Origin of the sequence: Pseudomonas coronafaciens pv. oryzae str. 1_6, from assembly GCF_000156995.2 — a bacterium.
In the GTDB taxonomy this organism is placed as follows: Bacteria; Pseudomonadota; Gammaproteobacteria; order Pseudomonadales; family Pseudomonadaceae; genus Aquipseudomonas; species Aquipseudomonas tremae.
This window is the reverse complement of the sequence record NZ_CP046035.1, coordinates 2,067,251-2,087,377: the sequence shown is the minus strand read 5'-3', so window position 1 is coordinate 2,087,377 and position 20,127 is coordinate 2,067,251. Positions and strand designations below refer to the sequence as shown.

Here is a 20,127-nt window from a genome sequence, read left to right as displayed (position 1 = left end):
TCAATACTCACTTCAGGATCTTCTCCCATGTCCACCACCACCTCACTGCACTCCAACGCCTTCAACTTCATGAGCTTCCTCAACAGCGGGGTCGATCCGCGTACCGGCCTGTATACCGCCTCCATCAGCCTGCCCGAACTCAAGGCCAATGACCTGGCCGGCCCCCTCGTGCCCATCACCCTGGCGTTCAGCCCCCTCAATACCCGCGACTCCGGGTACGGTTTTGGCTGGAACCTGCAACTTTCCCAGTACGACCCCGTCACGCGCATGCTCTCGCTGAGCAGTGGCGAGTCGTTCAAGGTCACCGGTTCCGACAGCACCAGCGACAGGCTATTGATGAAGGAGCAGAAACTCGACAGCTTTCACCTTCATCAGACCGGTAACGAAACCTTCAGGATCGTTCACAAGTCCGGGCTGGTCGAACGGCTACGCACCGGCGGCAGTGCCAATAACCGCCTGGCCCTGCCATACGAAATCAGCTCGCCCGACGGGCGTTCGGTCTACCTTGATTACGACCTGTTCGACGGCCAGCAGATCCTGGCGTCCGTCAGCGACAGCCAGCGCACCTTGATCAGTTTGACACGCACCAGGTGGCAGATTGAAATCATCCTGAACCCGGGTGTGCTGCCCGCACGCTTTACAATGGAGCTGGCCGGGTCTGATTTTCGTGTGGCGAAGGTAGTGCTGCCCACCGCCGACGGGGCCTGCTGGCGTTTCGTTTACCAACAGCTGAACGGGCTGTTATGCATCACTGAGGCCTACACCCCGAGCGGTGCCCGGGAAACCGTGGGCTATCACGATGCCGGACATGCATTCCCCCATGCCGACGCACGTCCGGCCTTGCGCAGGGTCACCGAGCATTTGACCTACCCCGGAAACGGTCAGTCGACCATCAGCACCCATTATGGCTACAGTGCCCACGGTACGGGCCAGACCAACAATTTTCTGGGCAACAACGCTAGCGGGCTGATCTGGGAAGACAACGGCGAAGACAACCTGTACCAGGTCAGCGACAACTACCAGTACGGCACCACGCAAAGCCTGATCGTCAGCGGTGAGCCCGTACGCACTGTCGAGCGCAGTTTCAACCGCTTTCATTTGCTGACCGAAGAGACCACGACCCAGGGCGATAACGTGAAAAAGACCAGCACGGTCTATCACGCTCTGGAGCAATCCGATTTCGATCAGCAGCCGCCTTATTTTCAGCAGCCCAAAAACGTCACCAACAGATGGTCGCTGCGCAGCAACGCCAGTCAGGTGCGCTACGAAACCCTCAGCAGCGACTACGACAACTTTGGCAACCTGACGCGTCAACTCCAGCCCAGCGGCGTGCTCGAAACCAGCACCTGGTACCCCGCAGAAGGCGAAACACAGGGCGAGTTTCAGTGCCCGCCAGACCCGGAAGGCTTCGTGCGTCACGTCCGGACCCGCACCGTCACCCCCGCGCAGTCCGAGTATGGCGAGCCCGCGCCGGTGCTGCGTAACCGCTTTGTTTATGACGCGATGGCGCCGGTCAGCGGCGCATCAAAACCCTGGCTGGTGCTCACCCGCGAGACGCTGCTCAGCGTGCAGGGCGACTCGGAGACGACCCTGCACGCCACCGGCCACCTCTATATTCAGCAGCCGGAGGATGTGTTGAGTCACGGTCGCCCTTTGCTGGACACGTTCACACTCAACGGCATCAGCACCCTGACCAGCTTTGCCTACAGCAAGTCCCTGAGTCGCGCCGCAGAAGGCGGCAAAAAAGGTAAAGCGCATAAAAAGTGCAGAGCATGCAGAGCGTTGAGAAAAGCTAGCCTGGGCAGGAACGCTCGCCGGGCCGAAACCGTGCTCAAGACCACCCAGACCCTGAGCAGCACACTGGACAGCCACACCCGGACCCTCAATCTGGAGCACTCGCTGATCAATGGCGAGCCGCTGCTGACCGTCGACGACGCCAAAGTGGAGATTCGCTACACCTACGACGCCCTGGAGCGGGTCACCAGCGAAACCGTTGCGCCGGGCAGCGATTATGAGGCTACGCGTCGTTATGCCTACACACTGGTGGCCACCGAAGGCGAGACGGCGCATCAGGAGATCACCGACGTCAAGGGCGTGACTACCTGCAGCTACCTGGACGGGCTGGGTCGGGTGTTTCGCGAAACGCGTCAGAATGCCGATGGTGCCGATGGCAACAAACGCATGCGTGATACCTACGCAGCCAGGTACGACGCGCGTGGCCAGTTGCAGCAAGAAACGCGCTACGACTGGCTGGACGAAAACAACAAGGTGCTGACCCTGACCAGCACCTTTGGCTATGACGACTGGGGTCAGCAGGTCAGTGAAACAGGGCCGGACGGGGTGGAGGCATACAGCGTGATGAACCCGTTTGGCTGGCGAACCGGAGATGGCCACTATATGCCGACTCAAAGCAGTTGGCAGCAAGCACGTAACGACCCCGACAAGCACTACGGTCGGGTAGAGAGCAGACTCAACCTGCTCGGCAAGCCTGACGCAGTGGAGCGCTTCGATCTGGACAGGCAGAGCATGGGCAAACAGCTTTATCGCTACGACGGCCTGGGTCGTATGGTTGAGGAAGTCAGTGTCTTGGGCCATATCGGCAGCTATTGCTACGATACTTTCGACCGTATGGTCGAGAGCACACTGCCTAATCATGACAAGGTTTTGCGCAGTTATGCCGCGCACAGCATCGCCGAACTGGCCAGTGGAGTAACTGTTCAGTCTGCCTACGCTCGCCTTGCCGCAGTCATTGCCGGAGAGCAATCGTTCGACGGACTCGGCCGCCTCATCCAGCTCCGGACGGGTGGGCGCATCGAAAATTATCGCTACAACAGCAGCCACCTGAGAATCAGCGAGCGCATCACGCCCAGCAATGCCTCCATTCATTACACCTATGATTTGGGCCTGACCGAAGAGCCGATCCGCACGCAGTCACCCGATGGCGACGTCAGCTTTGAATATGATGAAAAAAGCGCACGTATGCTGAAGTCAGTCAATAGAGAGGGGGAACGCAGCTATACATACGACGCCGCAGGGCACCTGCAGCAGAATATCTGGAAGGCAAGCGGGCAAACCTGGGCCACCCGGTACACCAACTCGCTACTTGGCAGGCAACTGCAACGCACGGATGCCAGCGGCATCAGAACTGTTTACAGCCATGACAACTTCGGGAGAGTAAGCAGCGTCATACAAGGGCAACTGCAAGCAGCATTCAGGTACGACTCGCTGAGCCGCACCACTGGCACACGAACCACCGACATGATGTCCGGGGCCTATCTGGACACCGTTGTCGAATACGATGAACACTCGCGGGAAACACTGCGCACCCTGAGCATGAGCGGACGCCCTGCCCGCACTGTTCGTCAGGTATGGAGAGCTGACGATCAACTGCTCAGCCGACACCTTCAGGAGGCTGGCAAAAGTCTGTTACTGGAAGAGTTCACCTACGACAATCGTGGAAGGCTGATGCTGTTCAGCTGTTCGGGGGCGACGCTGCCGCGCAACAGGCAGGGGCGTAAAATCATCAGTCAGCTGTTTCGTTTCGATACGCTGGATAACATCGTTGCCTCCATTACCCACTTTATCGACGATTCCAAAGAAAGGGCGGATTACCAATACAACGCGCCCGTTGATGCCTGTCAGTTGATGCAAATCAGCTACTCACTCACGGAAGGCATACACACTATTCGTGACTATATTCCCAAGATCAGCTTTGTCTACGACGACGACGGCAACATGCTCAATGATGAGCAGGGTCAACAGTTGATTTATGACAGCCAAAACAGACTGATGAGTGTCAGAAATAGCAGCGGTCTCTCGGTCAACCGGTATGACTATGACGGACACAATCACCTTACAACAGTCACGCAAGGCAGTGACGCTGCCACGTTGCGTTTTTATGAAGGAGGTCGACTGAGCAACACGGTACAGGGTCAGGCCAGAACTCACTACCTGAGCGACGGCGATACACCCCTTGGCCAGCAACAGGTCGGTAACACGGCCAGCACAGCATTGCTATTGATGACTAATGCGAGCAACAGTGTCATCGGCGAAATCCAGCAATCAGAATTGCGCACGGCTGTTTATAAAGCTTATGGCGAACGCAGCAGTAATGACGGTGAGTTGCAAAGCCTTCTGGCATTCAATGGCGAAGTACGCGATCCGTCCTGCGGCTGGTATCTGCTGGGCAAGGGCTACCGCGCTTACAACCCTGAACTGATGCGTTTTCACAGCCCGGACTCGATGAGCCCGTTCGGGGCGGGCGGGCTCAACCCTTATGGTTACTGCATAGGCAATCCGATTGCCTTTCAGGACCCGACCGGGCATAGCGTGGGTCAGCTTTATTACAACCAGCACGAGACCGATGGACTTGCCATCGCACTTACCTGGGGTTTTGCAGCGATGGGCATTGCCTTCTCGGTAGCCTCATTTGGTGCGCTTTCGCCTGTCATGATGGCGGTCGTGGGTGTAGGGATAGCCACTGAGATCGCATCCGCAAGTATGATCACTGTCAGCCTGGCAACTAGCGACCCGGAGAAGGCCGATAAAATGTTTAAATACGGTGTTGTGCTGAGTATGGCAAATGGCGTACTAGGTTTTGCGGGAATGAGTAAGTGGGGGATGAAAGTCGCTTCTAGAAAAGCAAGTATTGCATATAAAAACGTTTTTGAAATTGAAAATATGCCTTACGATTTCAAAGGCCTGAAAATGGGAAAAGACGGTGTAGTGAGACACAATCCGCTGTACAAAAACAGCTCGACGCGTGAACACGTGAACAGCCTATTTCCTGTAACAGACGCGAATAACACATTGAATAGAGCCACCCAAACAACACCACACGCATCGATAACACAGGAAATCGTGTCTAACGTTGCTCCTCAACCACCAAAAACACCCGCTACATCACCCGCTTCCACACAAACGACAGAATCGATACAGCAAGCACAAACGAGCCCCAACAATAAAGAATTTAAACATCACGTAGAGATTAGGAGCGGAATGAACTATGCCGCCTCCCACCCACTCCCAGGCCAATCCACTTACAAACGTTAGTGCACAACGACACATACACCTGCATCAATTTATGAAGCAGGTGTATCACGATTCACCACCTAAAAAATCACCTACGAAAATTCCCACAATAGAAGAGGAAAAACCCCTACCAAAACAAGGAACCTTCCTATTCCACCACCCCGCCAACCCGCCTAACCTGCACGCCGCCTGTAGGACCAAACCTACAAATGTTTCACATCATCCTTACAGGCACTGCTGCGGTTTACTCAAGCAATAAGTAAACCCGTAAATACGTCTATCGACTCGGTAACGCAGATGACATGCGCCATCCCGAGACATTCATTTACAAAGGAATTACAAATGAAACGCACTTTGCTCGCCCTGCCATTGACCCTGCTGATGGCCGCTGCTGCTCCTGCTTTCGCCAATACTGGCAATATAAGCTTCATCGGTAATATCACGTCGGCCACGTGCAGTATTCAGATAGTAGACCCGATCACCGGTCAGCCGGGTAATGGCCAGATCAACATCGGCACTGTCGCCGCCAGCCGCTTTACCGCCCCTGACCAAGAGGTTAGTGGCAAAGATTTTGCCCTGCGATTCACTCCAGGTTCAGGCTGCAGCTATACAAACTACGTCGCCAATGTGACGTTTACCGGGGCGGCAGATTCATCGGGCCAATACTTCAAATTCAAATCGCAAAACGGTTCCGCAACCAATGTCGTTGCGGTGTTGAAAGACAACACTGGCACAGTGATAGAAAACGGCAAACCATCCGTTGATTACCCGTTGAGCGCCACCGTTGCTACCGACATGAAGTTCTCCGTCATGTTCCGCTCTACAGATGCAGTAGTAACCCCTGGTTCAACAGAAGCAGACGTGGGTTTCTCCGTCGCCATAAACTGACACACGTCCCTGCTCCCTGCTCCCTGCCCTCGCCTGAGGTGCAGGGAGCACGCTTGATGACACAGGTATTACATATGTTTTCGGAAAGACTGACGGTTCACGCGCGAACCTTATCATTTGCCGCTCTGAGCAGTCTGTTAATGCTCGGCTTTCAACCGTCCAGCCATGCAGCCCTTGTAGTCAGCGGCACCCGGGTGATTTTCGACAGCGACAAACGCAGCGTGTCGCTGATCATTTCCAACCCCAGCAAGGATCACTATGCGGTGCAGACCTGGGTCAACACTGCGGCAGACGACACCACCACCGCAGTGCCCTTCCTGACTTCCCCGCCCCTGTTCAGGCTGGACCCTAAGAAAGAACAACAGCTGAAGATCAATGGCTTGCCTAACAATCTCCCCAGAGATCGGGAGTCGCTGTTCTACTTCAACGTTCAGGAGATCCCTCAAGCGGATACACAGGGGTCGGGCAACGTCCTGAACATCGCATTGCGGACCCGGATAAAGCTGTTTTACCGGCCCACCGAGCTCAAGGACAACCCGGTTGCACGCCTGAAAGATCTGCAATGGTCTATCAGCCAGACCGATGGCAAGACACAGTTACGAGTGGAAAACCCTACGCCATTCCACGTGTCCTTCACACGCTTTGACGTGAAGGCCGCACTCACAAGCCTTCGACTCAACAGCCCGACAATGGTGGGGCCATTTTCCAGCCAGTCCTATCTGCTCGACGGCCTCAAGCCAGGACCTGACATACAGGTGACCTTTGCCGCCATCAATGATTACGGCGGCGTCACTCCGGATATAACCGCCACGGCCCTGCTCAAGCCATAACCCCGCCGCACACTGCCAGGAACACCCCAATGCTTTTCCACATCGGACCATCGCGTCCGGGTAGCCGCTTGCGCCTGACTTTCCTGTTTATTGTCAGTAGTGGCGTGCCCGCGTTGCAGACAGCCGCCGCGCAGGCAGCACAACCCGTCAAGTTTCAGTCCGGCTTCATGCGTCAGGACAGCATGCAGAACAGCGCCACCGCAGAAATGGCGCTGGCCAGCCTGAGCAATGAGCGAAGCCTGGCACCTGGACGCCATCTGGTCAGCCTGTTCGTCAATCTTAAATACGTCGACGAGTACGAGGTCGAGTTTCTGGCCCACCCCGAGGATGGTCGCCTGATGCCATGCCTGTCGTCCAATTGGCTGGGCGAATGGGGCGTGCGTCTGGACGGCCTTTTGGAGCCGCTTGATACGCAAAATGTCTGTTTTGACCTGCTGTCACGCATACCCGGTGCATTGATCGACTTCGATACAAGCAAGATGGCAGTGTCGTTATCGATCCCGCAAATTGCCATGCGCCGGGACGTGGCGGGTCACGTCGACCCTGCGCGCTGGGATTCAGGTATCAACGCTGCTTTCGTCAACTATCAGGTCTCAGCGCAGCAAGGCAGCAGTCGATATGGCGGCAGCCAGACCAGTGACGATATGTATCTCAACGGCGGAATCAATCTGGGCGAATGGCGACTGCGCAGCAGCCAGTCTCTGCGTCAGGATCCGGATGGCAAGCGCCAATGGACGCGCGCTTACACTTATCTGCAGCGCGATCTGCCAGGCACTAGCGCCAACCTGACAATTGGGGAAACCTCCACGCCTGGCGAGGTATTCAAGAGCCTGCCGCTCAAGGGCATGGTCGTTGCAACCGATCTCGGCATGCTACCGGATGTGCTGCAAGGCTACGCGCCGATCATCCGCGGCGTCGCCCAGACCCGGGCCAAACTTGAAATTCTGCAAAACGGGTATCCGGTCTACTCGACCTATGTCAGCCCTGGTCCTTATGAGATCAATGACCTGTCGATTACCGGCGGCAGCGGCGAACTGGAGATTGTCCTGACCGAAGCTGACGGCCTGGTTCGACGGTTTACCCAGCCGTATTCCACGCTGAGCAACCTGCTGCGCAAGGGCGTCTGGCGCTACAGCGCTGCTATCGGGCGCTACAACGCCGCCAATGGCACGGCCGGCCCGCCACTGTTACAAGGCACGCTGACAATGGGCCTGGGTCAAAAAATCACCGTGTACGGCGGCATGCTGGCGAGCGACTTCTACCGCGCAGGCAATATCGGCATCGCCCGTGATCTTGGCGCGCTTGGAGCCTTGGCGATTGACATGACCCACGCCAGCACCGATATCGACACCCAGCCCGACGGCAGCGTCAATGGCATGAGTTACGCCATCAAATACGGCAAGGCATTTCAAACCGGAACCAGTCTGCGCTTCGCCGGTTATCGCTATTCGACTGAAGGCTATCGTGACTTTGACGAGGCGGTTCGGGAGCGCAGCCGTGATTCAAACTATCGTGGCAGTCGACGCAGCCGTCTGGAAGCCGCTGCGTTCCAGAATCTGGGGAATGCCGGCTCACTGAGCCTGTCCTTGTCTCAGGAAGACTTCTGGAACACTACTTATCAGCAGCGCCAATTCCAGCTCAATTTCAACACGCAACTCAAGGGTGTCAGCTACAGCCTGTACGCCTCGCAGTCATTGAGCGATGAGCGCTCAGGCTCCGAAAATGACCGCCAGATCGGCATCAGCGCTTCGTTCCCTCTGGATCTGGGGCACTCCAGCTCCGCCAGCATGAGCTACACGGATAGCGGCGGAAAACATAGCCAGACAGCGCGCTTGAGCGGCAGTGCCAGCCACGGCCGCCTCGGATATAGCGCGGCCCTGAGCAATGATCAGGACAGCAGACAATCAGCGTCCCTTTCGACATCCTGGCAAGCGCCCTTTGCCAGCGTGGGCGCTGGCGTGACTCAAGGCAACGACTACCGCAGCGTCTCGATGAACGCGAGCGGTGCGATATTGCTGCATGAGGGCGGTTTCGAGTTGGGGCCTTATCTGAGTGACACGTCAGCGCTCATCGAGGTGTCCGGTATTTCCGGAGTCGGTGTGACCAACGCGCCCGGAGTCAAAACCAATGAACGCGGCTTCGCACTGGTGCCCTATATGCGTCCGTACCGGGTCAATTACCTGGCACTGCAAACCGACGACCTGGGTCCGGATGTGGAAATCGACAACGGCGCCGCTCAGGTCATCCCGCGACGCGGGGCAATCGTCAAAAGCACCTTCGCCGCCCGAACGGTCAATCGACTAGCACTGACGATCTCATCCGCAGAAGGTTTACCGCTGCCGTTTGGCGCACAAGTCACTGACCTCGACGGCATTCTGCAGGGCGTCGTCAGTCAGGGCGGGCAACTCTTGCTTTCCATCGACAATGAGCCACAGACGCTGAATGTCCGCTGGGGCGAGCAAGAAGATCAGCGCTGCAAAATTGCCCTGGACCCGCAGGGCATGGAGCAGAAGCAGGGTTATCGCCTGCAATCACTGGTATGTCGCTAGGGCCGCAACACGAAAGCAGCCTATTTACGCACCGTTTCAATACAGGTTCTCATGCATGAAATCATTATTACGCACGGGGTGGGCTGCGCTCGCCCTGATTGCCGGGGCACACACGGGACTCGTTCAGGCACAAAGTTTCTGTGCGATCCGGCCGGCGGTTGGTACGCTCAATTACCACATCAACGTCGGCACGTTATATGCCCCTAAAGACGCAAAGGCCGGGGCGGTAATCGGCATGGCTGATCTACCGTTTTCCATTAGTTCCAGCGAAAGCGGGAACGTTTATTGCGTTAACGACGGGCACACATTGACCTTCAACAGCAGAGCGATCAACCCGCCCTTTGCGGGAACGCTACCTCCGGTAAACGGCGAGGATGTCTCGGGAAAAGTGCTGGATACCGGCATCCCGGGCATCGGCGCAATCATCAAGCTCGAGCACCCTTTCGACGGGGTGGCCGCTGGCTCTTTCATTCCGCTGGGGAAGCTGCCCACTGTGCCCTTCAACGCTCAGATGCAATATAACCTGCCCGCACCACTGATCATGCAGAATTTGCAGGGCAGCGTGACACTGGTCAAGACGGGGGTGATTGCACCTGGCCCGCAGGTCATAGGCAATCAAATGTTCTATGCCGCACTCTCGGCAATTTCTGGCCGGGCTTTTGAAGTCCGCCTGTCCGGAACGGTGATGCAGGCCCAATGCGGTGCGTCGGCGGTCAGTGATGACCCGGTGAAGCTCGGCGACTGGCGTGTTTCGGACTTCAAGGGGCCGACCAAAGGGACGCCGCCCGTAGCATTCAACATTCGACTGGGAGCGTGTGAAGCGGATCCGGGAGACGTCAACATCGCATGGGCGAACATCCGCCTCGATGGCGTCAGTGGCTCAATGCCCGTGCCCGGCACTCCAGGCGGCTTTACGCTGACCAGCGATTCGACGGCTGGCGGCGTAGGCATTCAGATCATGCGCAGCGATGGACTTACACCGGTTGCGCTAGGCGCAGATGTACCGATTGCGCCGGTAGCTTCGGGCACGACCATGCTGGACTTCAGTGCCCGCTATTTCCAGATTGACGACACCGTCGCTATTCAGGCAGGTGAAGCAAAAGGCGCGCTGAGTTTTACCATCAGCTTCCAATAAAACCAGCAGTTATCTGAATACCGGATCGTCAAGAGCCGGTTCAGCTAACAAGTGTCAAACTCAGCGACGGGAAGTTAGCTGGCGCTGCACCACTGGCAAAGCTGACGCTCACCCTCACGTCAAGCGCCTGATCGATCGTAAAGGCCTGAAAGACATTTTTCAGCACATCCACTATCACTTTCGAGTCAGTTATGTCGCCCGCCTGAACCGGATAGTCGTCAAGGATCACCTGCGTGTTACCGACGCCCAGCAATGTGATAGTTACACGCTGGCCGGGTGCCATGAACGCCCATTTTTCCAACGAAAACGTTGCATAGCCTTCGATGAGGGTCAGACTGAGTTGCCGGACGACACCCACAGGCCGCGTGCACTGAACAGTCGGCCACTTGTTGTTAGCCATAGACTGGACAGTCAGACTATGCAGCTCCGATGTGGCAGGATCACTGCCGGCGACCTGATAAAAAACCGGAATACACTTGCCCATATGCTGAACGATGCAGGTCGACGGAATGCTGAACCGCAGACCGCTCGCATCGGCAACTGTGGCGTGAAACGCCCCCTCGGTACCGGGAGTCGCCCACTGCACGGACAACACGTCTTCTGGCCTGATAATCGCATCGGATATGACCACAGTTGCGCCTCGCACGGCCCGTGAAGGGTCCAGCGTACTGCTGGAAGGCAAGCCCGACGCCTCTGCAACGCTGGGGCTGGGCAGATAGCGCGGGAGCGGCTGAACCTGCACTTGAAGCAATACTACAAGGGAGAAAGCAGACGAGTTGCCTGCACGGTCGGTGATTTGATAAAAAGCATAGCGCTCACCATCTCCACGCGCCCGGATTACACTGCCAGGAAAACTCAGGACAACAGAGCGATCGAGATCCTCTCGGTAGAGCGTGCGCCTCGAGACAATATTGTGTTCGCCGACATCGAACTGACCCTCGGTCCAGTACCAGGTAACGACATCTCCCGGCTTGCCGCCTAGATAAGACTCGATCAACCCGTCTGCCTCATCGCCGTTGTTTTCAAGATATTCAGCGGTAATCTGCGAGGTATCGAATTGCAGTTGACCCCGATCGTCGCCCAGTATCGGTTCAGTCAGATCGATGTTGACAGTCTGGTATTCCGAAGAGGCGAAATTGCCGAAATACTCCGTCACCTCATAATATAGTGAATGGGTTCCAGCAGTGAGATGAGATGCAGGAAAATCGAACAAAAGGTCGTCAACGGGAAGTGTCGGGTAAGTTGCCCCTGGCCAGGTTTTCTCATAGACCAATGTAATGTCGTCCCAGTAAACCCGAAGAACGACATTATAAGGAGCCATATTTTGGTAATCCCACGCGGGAATCTGTACCGGCAGTGGCTTATATGCATATTCCAAAGGTAACAACCCTTTTTCGTCCCATTTAGCATCGTCGGGAAGAAGAAAGGCAATGACAGGCGGTGGATATTTGAGATTCTGCCTGAAGAGCGTTTTGAATACGCTCCTCAGCCAGTGGCGAAGACGTTCATGCAGTCGAGTCGTTATCATGTCCAGATCCTTGAAATCTGCTTCCGCTTCGTGAACATCCATATTCACACCTGCGTACTTCAACACGTACGTGCCATTGCCGCGACTCGCAAAACTGCTAGTTGACAGTCCTGCCGATAAACTGATGTCTATAAAAAAGGAAGGTCATTATGACCTTCCTTTCGCCCTTCCTTTTTGTTTACCAGTTGTAGCGAATACCTATGCTCGCGCCCCACGGTTGCTCGATTTTATCGCCATTGCTGTGCTCGAAGTCGGCATGCACCTGCAAACGTTCCGACAGCGATGCAGCTACACCCAAACCCAACTCGCCACGCGAACCCGATAAATTGTTGTTGAAGACGTTGTCGTTGACGTGCACTTCGTTGTTTTTGGCGAACTCGTGAGCCCAGGCTGCACGCACATAAGGCTGTACCGTCCTGCTTTGGCCAAGATCGAAGTTGCGCCCGATCGTCGCACCGAGCTTGCCCACCAGCGAACGCGTCAGGTCGTTTTCGGCACGCATGCCGTTGTCCAGTTCATAATCCTTGCCTGCAACGACCACGCCGGCCAACTGGCTGTAGGGCTCGACAAAGTAACCCTTGTCCAGCTTGATATGGCGTCCGAACTCCAGCGACGCGCCGACACCCGAGTTGCTGTAATCGGCTTTTGTACGGGTGCCATCGCTCAGATTGACGCGGGCCTTGTTATTGAAACGGTTGAACTTGAGCACGCCGTCAAAGTAGTAGCCCGTGTCGCTGTCGAGCCACGTGCTGTAGGCACCGACATAGTAGCTGTCTACTTCACCACTGGCGCCACGGTCCAGACTCAGGTCGGAAGTGCTCTGCCCTGCCATGACACCCGCCAGCCATTCTCCATCACCCAGCGGCACCCTGCCATCAGCCCCCAGCGAAAAGCCCTGCTGAGTTTGCTGATAACCGAAACCCGATGCATCGGAGACATTCAGTCTGTTGCCATAGGTACGCATCCAGACACCCGCCTCTCCACCGCTATGACGCAACTCGCCCATGCGCGTACGCAGCGACGTCAGCTCGCCATACCATACAGTCGGTGCCGTGTTGAACAGCGCGACGACCGTTGCCGCAGCAGGGCTGACCTTGCGGGTCTGCGCGTCGAGATACCAGTCATTGGCACCCTGCTTGACCAGGTCGTAAGACCAGGCACCCAGATCCACTGCCCCGCCCACCAGAGAAAAGTCTGCATCACCGGCAGCAGCGCGCACCACATGCAGGCTGGTGTCGGCAGACGGATCAGTGCCGGTGCTGCCAATCAGCAGCGAGTGACTACCGGTTGCACTGCCGGTGATGTCGAGAAAGTCTGCGCGCCCCGCGCCAAAATCCACGTCCATGATGAATGTACCGTTGCCGGAAAGATTGGTTACCGACAGTGTGTAGAAACCGGCGGCATCGCCAAAGCGGACCGAACCGCTATTCATGGTCAGATCGGCCAGTGCGCTGCTGCCGATCATGGCCCATTGGGCACCCTTGTTGATGGCAACGCTGCGGGTGTTTTCCAGGCGCCCGGTCAGTACGGAGTTGTTGTCGAGCAGCACATCGGCGAGCGCACCCGACTTGGCAAGTACATCCCCCGCCATGCTGCTGTTGTCGAGATTTAGCGTGACGGTGCTCCCCGATTCGACCTGCACGTTGCCATTCAGACTGCTTGTCGACACATACATTACGGCAGTAGAGGCGCCGGTAACTTCCAGCATGTTGCCGTTGCCACCCGTAAGGCTGGAACCGTTGCTGACATCAATGGCCACAACGGAGCCCGGCAACCTTGAAAACACTGGGGCAATCCGGACAGCGGCCCCCGTCTGTCCGACCACCTGCGTGCTGTCCAGCTTCAGTGAAGCTGCTGTGTAGACGTCCTCGGAGCTGATGGCAACACCATTCACAGTGCCAACGATGCTGCTGGCACTGGCCTGCGCTGCACCGGCATTAAGGCGCAAACCTACGCCGTTTACGCCGGTGCCCTCCAATTGCGATCCCGTAAGCCCAAGCTGACTGAAATGCGTAACCAATGCACCGGCCAGTGCGCCACTGCTGGAGCTGTCGGTCAGGCTTACGCTCGAACCAGTTGTCAGGTTCTGCTGGCGATTTACAAGCAGGCCATTGCCGACGGTATTGGTAATAGTGCTGCCGGAGATTGTCGCAGTGCTGTTATTAACCTGCAGGCCATTAATGATTGCTGCTCCATTCACGGTCATCCCGGAGCCATTGCGAACGGCGGCAGACGCAATCGTAGACCCGGCTGAAATGTTCAGCGTGGAGCCTGTCGCGGTTATTCTGCCGTGCTGGCTTCCGCCATTCACATTCAGGGTTGCGCCATTGGACAAGGCGTAGTCGTTGAGAAGACTGGATTGATCAATGTTTACCACCTCATCTATGACGGGAACAGGCGCAGCGATCAGGGAGTTACTCATCAGTAGCAGAGCGGCAAGCGATGTGCAATGAATGACGACGGGCAAAGGGCGTCGTGGTGCATACAGGTTTCGAGGCAACATCGTGCGCTTCCTTCATTCAAGAAATCGTGTAGATCAAATCGACATACTTGGCATACATTTGCCGAATACATACGAAGAGGCTACGCATCCTACAAGCATATCTCTTTGCCTAATGCAGGCCTCTTCCGATAAGGCTGTAGGACTATTCCTGCAGCCTTATCACACTTATCAGACTTCGTAGCGGCCAACTGTAATAGTCTATCCTTCTGATAAACACGCGTTTCCCGGTTACCCTCCGCTCACACACACCTGAATAAAACACGAAACCAGAGAGCCCATAGCATCAGAACCATTGCCAACAATGCCCCTGTAACTTATGACCGCCTTATCAAAGTTTGCTACTTGAGTCCTTGCCAACAATAGCTCCACAGACTCCAGGAAACGCCTCCGAACACAACCCGGTCCCCGACACTCTAGTGATGATAGTCAGTGTCGAATGCTTGCCCACTTGCCCACTTGCCTTTTTCAATGCGTAAATCACTCGACCACTGCCAACGGTAATAACCGGCTCGACAAGGTCCACATAGGGAATAATGAAAGAGATATCGTTCTTCGCATTGTCTGATGATAAGGTGATAGAGGGGAACTCATGGTAAGTGCCATCAATTGGGAGTGTCCCGTTTCGGGATTCGTAAGCCTGCCACTCAATCGTCATCTCGTCGCCAACCTCCATATTAGTCGCGTCGAAGGGAATTTTGATTTTGATCCCACTCCACGGCAACGAACAGCAATTGATAATCGGAACAGGAGTCGCGCCCGTCGAAGGAAGATAGCGATCCGGAAACTCGACCTCGGGCAGCCCGGCGATATCGACAATTCTGACATCCACTTCGATATGCATAGATTCCTGCTCATTCACGCCGTTCCAGGTACTGTAATAAACAGGCAACCTGTCACTATAACCACCGCGTTTTATGTCATCCCAAGGAATTATAAACTCGATAACGTCGTTCTGCCCTTGCGTTGAAATTTGAAGCTCAGCGACGTGAGGCCTCAAATCTCCCCAGTAGAGCCGCAGAATATCCCCTGATGCAAACGGGTTGTTGGGCAATTGAGCTGTAGCGGCCTGGCCTTTATCGGCATCACCCAACACATTGTCTACCGGCTGCCCTTCGCGACTTTTCACGACGAGAGCGGGAAGTGCTGAATTTATCGGACCTGGGTTCGATGGATCCGGTGCGGGGCCTGCCACGGTAAAGTCAACCGTGACATCAACCTCAGGTGAAGGTATCGATAAGGCACCCCGCAGAACATTGTAACTCACTTTGAAAGTACGTTTATCCAGCGCACCGTTCGCCGAAAGCGTAAGCCAGTCTATGGGGACATACATGGGCAAAACTTCCAGCGGGACGGAGGGGACCGTCGTGCCTTCCCAGATAACTTGTATCTGGTCATCCTCTCGGACGTTGTTATAAATGGGTTCAGGTATCTCGACTTCGACGCCTAACTGAGCATCGGCCCGGTCGATTTCGCCATCTGCGGCCAGAAGAACATTTGGAGACTGAAGGCCATCTGGCGCAGGCACCAGTTCAAACTGTAGTACTGCGTCGGTTGAGATCTGCCCCAGATTACCGGTCCGGTCGACATAACGATAAGAGATCCCGATTTTTCCTTGCGCCAGCGTTCTTATAAGCGTGGATGGAATACGGACGTCCAAGTCAGCGTTGGGCATAGAAGCCTCTGTTACTTTGACCTCCCTGCTCATTATCGGTGTAAAGTCTTGTCGTAAAGACTTGGCAACTACCTGACCCCAAGAAATCGTGATCGTGTCTCCCGCGAGAATGTCGCTAGAGCGAGGCACTTTGATGTCCAGAAATTCATTGGCATCCAGATATTGCTGTGTCAAACCATCGCGTACCACGTCCTCTGGAATCACAGCCGGTGCGCCTATCTGGCCTCGATTGGGTGCCTGATAATCCACCTCAAGCACAAGCGGTATGGACGACATGGTATTTCCGAGCGAACTGCCATAGTCGTACGACAACTTGTACGGTTTCCCGCTACTGATAAGATCAGCCGCGATGGAATAACTTAGATCATCAGTCGATTCAAGTAAGTTTGTGGCCAAGTCCATCTCGTCGAGAAAAAATGTAATCGTGTCCCCAACCCCAATCTCCACAGGCGGTAAATTCGGGACGCTAACCTCGAGGTTTTTGTCCCACTGGCTCACCGGCCAAAGGTATCTCATGTCGCCTAGTACCGGGTCCAAAATACCCACAGCCTCCAGAACAGGCATTCTCGGATCGTCCTGGTCTAGATGCACCTGGCGCTTTGCGAGCCAGTCTTTACGGGTCTGCCTGGCAGACTTTTCCTTGGGTGAATACATGTCTCGTTCTCCATAACGATAGAGTGCTGTCGGGTATTGGCAGCGATACAGAACCTGAGCAATAACAGGCATCAAGGTGTTGCGTCCTGTAAGTACCCTAGAGCCTTATTGACGTGTCGTGTTACTAGTAGAAGTACTAGCTGGACAAGCATCTTTTTATGGCGTACGGATCATCGCGGGTGCAATGGCCTTTCATCTGTATCAGTCTCGATACATTCATGACATCCGTCAGACATCGGCTACCGTCAACCTACCGCCGAGCCTCACGGCGAAGTAGCATGGGGGGCCGCGTTGATCTTCAACGGCAGCCACACGATGGCGACACAAGCAGGCGACAGACGCACCATGCAAGCACTTCCCGACAACACCCTCGATGCCACATCGACCGATCAACGCTGGAGCGTGCGGGCGCTGATTGTCGATGACGACGTAGCCATTCGCGAACTGCTTTGCGATTACCTGACGCGCTTCAATATCAATGCCCGCGGCGTAACCGATGGTGCGCAGATGCGCCAGGCCCTGAGCAATGAAACCTTCGATGTGGTGGTGCTGGACCTGATGTTACCCGGCGAAGACGGCCTGTCCCTGTGCCGCTGGTTGCGTAGCACCTCGGACATCCCGATCCTGATGCTGACCGCACGTTGCGAACCAACTGACCGGATTATTGGCCTGGAGCTGGGTGCCGACGATTACATGGCCAAGCCGTTCGAGCCACGCGAGCTGGTCGCGCGTATTCAGACCATCCTGCGCCGGGTGCGCGATGAACGCAGCGATCAGCGCACTACCATTCGCTTTGACGCCTGGCGCCTGAACAGTGTTCTGCGACAGCTGACAGCAGCCGACGGGCTGGTCGTGCCGCTGTCCAACGCCGAATTTCGCCTGTTGCGCGTGTTTCTCGAACGACCGCACCGGGTGCTGAGCCGCGAGCAATTGCTCGATGCAGCCCGAGGCCGTTCGATAGAGGCATTCGACCGCAGTATCGATTTGCTGGTATCGCGCCTGCGCCAGAAACTCGGCGACGACCCGAAGAATCCGCAGTTGATCAAGACCGTACGCGGTGAAGGCTATCTGTTCGATGCCAGGGAGCTGGGTTGATTCGCCGCTTCGACACACTGTTTGCACGGCTGTTTGGCGGCGCACTGCTGGCCATTCTGCTCGCGCACCTGCTGGCCTTCATCTGGTTCACGCAATACGGCATGCGTCCTGCGCCCAACGAACACCCCGACGCGCAACACACACAGGATGATCGAGGGCAGCGTCACCGGCCGCCACCAGGTGGTCCGCTGGTGCTGCTGTTCTCTCAGTTCGTCACCCTTATTGTTGCTGCCTGGTACGGCGCCAAGGCGCTGGCGCGCCCGGTCCAGCGCCTGAGCGAGGCCGCCGAGCGCCTGAGTGAAGATCTCGACAGCTCGCCTCTGGAGATCAGCGGCCCCAGAGAAGCCCGCCAGGCCGCGCAGACGTTCAACTTGATGCAGCGCAACATCCGCGAACAGATGCAGCAGCGCGGACGCATGCTGGCGGCGGTTTCCCATGACCTGCGCACCCCGCTGTCGCGACTAAAACTGCGCGTCGAGCAGATCGAGGAGCCCAGGCTCCACGGGCAGATGACCCAAGACCTGAACGACATGATCAACATGCTCGATGCCACGCTCGCCTACCTCAATGAACATCGGCGCACCGAAGGCTTGCAGCAGTTTGACCTGCAGGCGTTGATTGAATCCCAGGCCGAAAATGCTCAGGACAACGGCGACGACGTGCAGTACTCGGGGCAGTGCAAACCGCTCAGGACGCAACCGATGGCACTGCGTTCGTGCCTGCAGAATCTGGTCGACAATGCGCTGCGCTACGCCGGCAGCGCGAACATCGTGATTGAAGACAGCGCAGATCGCGTGCGTGTGTCGGTGGTTGATCATGGACCGGGCATTGCGCCCGAGTTTCACGAGACTGTGTTTGAACCGTTCTATCGCCTGGAAAGTTCGCGCAATCGTAATTCAGGCGGTATCGGCATGGGCATGAGCATCGCGCGTGAGGCTGCGCGACGCATCGGTGGGCAATTATCATTGGCGCAGACCCCGGGCGGTGGCCTGACGGCGGTGCTGGACCTGCCGCGCCGTTGACCCACTGTGCCATACAAACCCTGCATCACCTCGACAACTGACGTATTCGCAAACAAGCAAAGCGTCGCCCGGTTCGCTGCCACGCCCTGCAGGCAGAACCCTGAAAGCCCTGCCATCCGGGCACCCGGGCTCTGCAAGACTTTTATGAACGCCGAGGGGTTAGCGCGGGTTGCGTGCCCGCTCGCTGCCGACCCAGTCCGTCAACAGGCTATAGGCTACCGCCAGCAGCGTAGGACCGATAAACAAGCCGATGAAGCCGAATGCCAGCAAGCCGCCAAACACGCCCAGTAATACAATCACCAGTGGCAGGTTGCCGCCGCGGCTGATCAGGTACGGCTTGAGCACGTTGTCTACGCCGCTGATGATGAACATACCCCAGATGCCGAGAAAGACCGCCATGCCGTACTCGCCCTGCCAGACCAGCCAGGCGGTCGCAGGCAGCCAGACCAACGGCGGCCCCATAGGGATAAGGCTGAACAGGAAGGTCAGAATACCCAGCACCAGTGCGCCGGGAATGCCAGCGATCAGAAAGCCGATCAGCGCCAGCAGCGCCTGTGCCGCAGCTGTGCCAATCACACCGTTGACGACCCGCTGTACCGTGCCTGCCACCAGGTCCAGGTAATACTGCGCTCTGTCACCGATCAAGCGTTCCAGCAGGCTCAGCACGAACGCCGCCAGACGCGGACCGTCGCGATAGAAGAAAAAGGCGAAAATGATACTCAGCGTCAGTTCCAGAATGCCGCCACCAATCTGCGCACTGCGCGCCAGCAACCAGTTGCCGACCTCACCCAGGTACGGCTTGACCGTGGTCATGAACGCTGCGCCCTGCTGATCGATAGTGGTCCAGATGCCGACCAGCCGCTCGCCTACCAGCGGAATCCCGGCCAGCCATTGCGGTGGATCGGGCAACCCGTCGACCTGAATGTTCTTGATCAACCCCGTGGCGTCACGCACATGGTCGGCGAGATTGAAGCCCAGCCATACCAGTGGCGCCGCGACCAGCAGCATCCAGCACAGGCTCATCACCAGCGCAGCCAGCGACTCACGCCCTTTGAACCAGCGCGTCAGCAAACGCATCAGCGGCCAGCTGGCAAACGCCAGCACTGCACCCCAGACCAGCGCCGACCAGAACGGCGCCATTACCCAGAGGCAAGCACCGAATAGCGCCAGCAGCAGAATCTGCACCAGCAAGCGATCATTGTTGAACATGCGGCATCCAT

11 protein-coding genes are annotated in these 20,127 nt (G+C 56.5%); 7 read left to right on the top strand and 4 right to left on the bottom strand.

What is annotated here, in order from left to right:
* Positions 1 to 27: 27 nt before the first annotated feature.
* The 5 genes from POR16_RS09315 to POR16_RS09295 all read left to right on the top strand — a co-directional run bounded on the left by POR16_RS09315 (position 28) and on the right by POR16_RS09295 (position 10,433).
* Positions 28 to 5,052, top strand: coding sequence for an RHS repeat-associated core domain-containing protein (locus tag POR16_RS09315; protein WP_162010087.1), 5,025 nt, complete (start codon positions 28 to 30; stop codon positions 5,050 to 5,052).
* 321 nt (positions 5,053 to 5,373) lie between these two features.
* Positions 5,374 to 5,919: a fimbrial protein gene (locus POR16_RS09310; RefSeq protein ID WP_005897077.1), complete on the top strand. Its 546-nt coding sequence runs from the start codon at positions 5,374 to 5,376 to the stop codon at positions 5,917 to 5,919.
* A gap of 74 nt (positions 5,920 to 5,993) precedes the next feature.
* On the top strand, positions 5,994 to 6,749 hold the full coding sequence (locus tag POR16_RS09305; RefSeq protein WP_024669594.1) for a fimbrial biogenesis chaperone: 756 nt from the start codon (positions 5,994 to 5,996) through the stop codon (positions 6,747 to 6,749).
* 29 nt (positions 6,750 to 6,778) lie between these two features.
* On the top strand, positions 6,779 to 9,298 hold the full coding sequence (locus POR16_RS09300) for a fimbria/pilus outer membrane usher protein (protein ID WP_005897072.1): 2,520 nt from the start codon (positions 6,779 to 6,781) through the stop codon (positions 9,296 to 9,298).
* Positions 9,299 to 9,353: 55 nt separating this feature from the next.
* Positions 9,354 to 10,433, top strand: coding sequence for a fimbrial protein (locus tag POR16_RS09295; protein ID WP_024691013.1), 1,080 nt, complete (start codon positions 9,354 to 9,356; stop codon positions 10,431 to 10,433).
* Between the two features lie 40 nt (positions 10,434 to 10,473).
* Here POR16_RS09295 and POR16_RS09290 read toward each other — a convergent pair whose 3' ends face one another.
* The 3 genes from POR16_RS09290 to POR16_RS09280 form a co-directional block, all read right to left on the bottom strand.
* Positions 10,474 to 12,003 (bottom strand): hypothetical protein, encoded by a 1,530-nt coding sequence (locus POR16_RS09290; protein WP_122381096.1) that lies wholly within the window; start codon positions 12,001 to 12,003, stop codon positions 10,474 to 10,476.
* A 136-nt stretch (positions 12,004 to 12,139) separates the two neighbouring features.
* A complete protein-coding gene (locus POR16_RS09285) occupies positions 12,140 to 14,464 on the bottom strand; it encodes an autotransporter outer membrane beta-barrel domain-containing protein (RefSeq protein ID WP_122381095.1) in 2,325 nt (774 codons plus the stop codon).
* A 328-nt stretch (positions 14,465 to 14,792) separates the two neighbouring features.
* A complete protein-coding gene (locus tag POR16_RS09280; RefSeq protein WP_005897059.1) occupies positions 14,793 to 16,790 on the bottom strand; it encodes a hypothetical protein in 1,998 nt (665 codons plus the stop codon).
* Positions 16,791 to 17,135: 345 nt separating this feature from the next.
* Here POR16_RS09280 and POR16_RS09275 point away from each other — a divergent pair, with 345 nt between their 5' ends.
* Positions 17,136 to 17,885, top strand: a complete 750-nt coding sequence (locus tag POR16_RS09275) for a response regulator (protein WP_042933053.1) — start codon at positions 17,136 to 17,138, stop codon at positions 17,883 to 17,885.
* Entirely contained in the window at positions 17,882 to 18,907 is a 1,026-nt protein-coding gene (locus tag POR16_RS09270; RefSeq protein WP_005897055.1) for a sensor histidine kinase, read from the top strand. The genes POR16_RS09275 and POR16_RS09270 overlap by 4 nt, the downstream gene beginning before the upstream one ends.
* Positions 18,908 to 19,066: 159 nt before the next feature.
* On the opposite strand, the gene POR16_RS09265 is transcribed toward POR16_RS09270, so the two are convergent.
* Positions 19,067 to 20,116, bottom strand: coding sequence for an AI-2E family transporter (locus POR16_RS09265; protein WP_024669588.1), 1,050 nt, complete (start codon positions 20,114 to 20,116; stop codon positions 19,067 to 19,069).
* Between the last annotated feature and the right edge of the window lie 11 nt (positions 20,117 to 20,127).

Excerpts from the sequence above, each read along its gene's own strand:
- POR16_RS09315 (WP_162010087.1), top strand. The coding sequence starts at position 28 with ATGTCCACCACCACCTCACTGCACTCCAACGCCTTCAACTTCATGAGC.
- POR16_RS09310 (WP_005897077.1), top strand. The coding sequence starts at position 5,374 with ATGAAACGCACTTTGCTCGCCCTGCCATTGACCCTGCTGATGGCCGCT.
- POR16_RS09305 (WP_024669594.1), top strand. The coding sequence starts at position 5,994 with ATGTTTTCGGAAAGACTGACGGTTCACGCGCGAACCTTATCATTTGCC.
- POR16_RS09300 (WP_005897072.1), top strand. The coding sequence starts at position 6,779 with ATGCTTTTCCACATCGGACCATCGCGTCCGGGTAGCCGCTTGCGCCTG.
- POR16_RS09295 (WP_024691013.1), top strand. The coding sequence starts at position 9,354 with ATGAAATCATTATTACGCACGGGGTGGGCTGCGCTCGCCCTGATTGCC.
- POR16_RS09290 (WP_122381096.1), bottom strand. The coding sequence starts at position 12,003 with ATGGATGTTCACGAAGCGGAAGCAGATTTCAAGGATCTGGACATGATA.
- POR16_RS09285 (WP_122381095.1), bottom strand. The coding sequence starts at position 14,464 with ATGTTGCCTCGAAACCTGTATGCACCACGACGCCCTTTGCCCGTCGTC.
- POR16_RS09280 (WP_005897059.1), bottom strand. The coding sequence starts at position 16,790 with ATGTATTCACCCAAGGAAAAGTCTGCCAGGCAGACCCGTAAAGACTGG.
- POR16_RS09275 (WP_042933053.1), top strand. The coding sequence starts at position 17,136 with ATGCAAGCACTTCCCGACAACACCCTCGATGCCACATCGACCGATCAA.
- POR16_RS09265 (WP_024669588.1), bottom strand. The coding sequence starts at position 20,116 with ATGTTCAACAATGATCGCTTGCTGGTGCAGATTCTGCTGCTGGCGCTA.